Annotated in this window: 1 protein-coding gene and 1 pseudogene; one reads left to right on the top strand and one right to left on the bottom strand. The window is 75.0% G+C overall.

Annotated features, from left to right (window positions below):
* A pseudogene (locus tag AB0B33_RS46780) lies at window positions 1–570 on the bottom strand (hypothetical protein); the annotation flags it as partial.
* 88 nt (window positions 571–658) lie between these two features.
* Here AB0B33_RS46780 and AB0B33_RS46785 point away from each other — a divergent pair.
* Window positions 659–1540, top strand: a complete 882-nt coding sequence (locus tag AB0B33_RS46785) for a hypothetical protein (protein WP_360784681.1) — start codon at window positions 659–661, stop codon at window positions 1538–1540.
* Window positions 1541–1755 lie beyond the last annotated feature (215 nt).

Here is a 1755-nt window from a genome sequence, read left to right on the forward strand (position 1 = left end):
GCCGATGCGTGCGTGTCCGTCGGGGGTGACGTGGACGTCGACGGTGTAGCGGCCGTGGGGGTCGGGTGGGACGCGGTGGGGGAGGTCGCCCATGGCGGGGTCGTCGGCGTGGTAGGAGCTGCCGGCGGGGGTGTTTTCGGCGTGGCGTGCGTTGATCTGGTCGGGGGTGGGGGGTTCGGGGTCGTGGTGGTGGGGGGTGCTGTCGGGGTCGGTGGGGGTGTGGTCGTGGGGTGCGTGGGTGCTGCCGTCGGTGCCGGGTGTGTGGCCGTCGGGGCCGTGCGGGTGGGTGCCGCTGTTGGTGCCGGGGGTGTGCCCGGTGGGGCGGGTGTCGGGGGTGTGGGTGCCGGGCCCGTAGCCGCCGCGGGCGGCGGGGGCGGGTGCGTCGGGTGTGCGGGGACGGCCGGTGGGCAGGTCCGCGCCGGTGCGGGGCCGTGCGGGTGCGTCGATGTGCGCGCCGGGGCTGCCCGGGGTGCCGGTCCAGCCCCCGGTGCTGCCGGTGCGCGGGGTTCCGCCGCCGAGCCCACCGCCACTGCCGGGTGTGCCGCCGGGCGGCATTCCACCGCCGGCCATGGGTGTGGCGCTTTGCGGTGGGGCACCGTCTCCGCCGCGGGGTGGGGGGACGGTTCCGGGGTCGTTGGTGCGGGGGGTGGTGGGTGCGGTGCCGCTGGCGGAGGTGGTGCCGTCGGTGCGGGGAGGTGCGGCGCTGCTGGGGGTGTCGGTCCCGGCGTGCGAGCCCGGCGAGGACCCGGTGTGGGTGGGGGACGGACTGTTGCCCCCGGGGTGGCTGGGTGTGCTGTCGCTGCCGCGGGTCGGCGAGGGACCGCTGTCCCCGCCGTGGGAGGGCGTGCTGTCGCTCCCGCGGGTGGGCGAGGGGCTGCTGTCGCTCGGCCGGGAGGGTGTGTTGTCGCTGGCGTGCGAGGGAGTGCCGTCGCTGCCGCGAGTGGGCGACGGGCTGCTGTCCCCACCGCGGGACGGTGTGTTGTCGCTGCCGTGCGAGGACGTGCCGTCACTGCCACGCGTAGGTGAGGGGCTGCTGTCCCCGCCGTGCGAGGGCGTGCTGTCACTGCCACGGGTGGGCGACGGGTTGCTGTCCCCGCCGTGCGAGGGCGTGCTGTCGCCGCCACGGGTGGGCGACGGGCCACTGTCCCCCGCGCGCGAGGGACTCGAATCGCCCGTGTGGGAAGGAGAACGCGTCGGCGAGGGACCACTGTCCCCAGCGTGCGAAGGCGTTCCATCGCTGCCGCGGGTGGGCGAAGGACTGCCGTCGTCGGCGTGCGAGGGCGTGTTGTCCCCGGCGTGCGACGGGCTCGAATCCCCGCTACGGGAAGGCGAACCATCGCCCGACCGCGCCGCCGAGGGGCTGCCCTCCGGCGAGCCGTCACCACCGTGCACCGACGGTGAGCCATCCCCCTTGCCCGCGTGCGAAGGAGCACCATCCCCATCCGGTGAACTGGATCCGTCGCGGCTGCGGCGGGAGCCCGCATCGGGTGAGGAGTCGGTGTTCATCGGGTCCGAACTCGGCGAATCCCCGTCCGCGTGACCGGAATCCCCGTCCCCGGAGTGCGAACCGTCCCCGCCGGAACCCCCGTCCGGAGAATCCCCGCCGCCATGCGCCCGGGTGTGGACCCCGCCCTCACCCCGGGGGATCTTGTGGACGAAGCCGCCCTCCTTCACCTTCAACCCGTCCAGCCCGCTGACCTTGCCCAGGACCTTGCCGAACACCTTCGCGATCTTCTCGAAGATGTCCACCAGCTT

Source organism: Amycolatopsis sp. NPDC049159 (assembly GCF_040648295.1).
Lineage (GTDB): Bacteria > Actinomycetota > Actinomycetes > Mycobacteriales > Pseudonocardiaceae > Amycolatopsis > Amycolatopsis pretoriensis_A.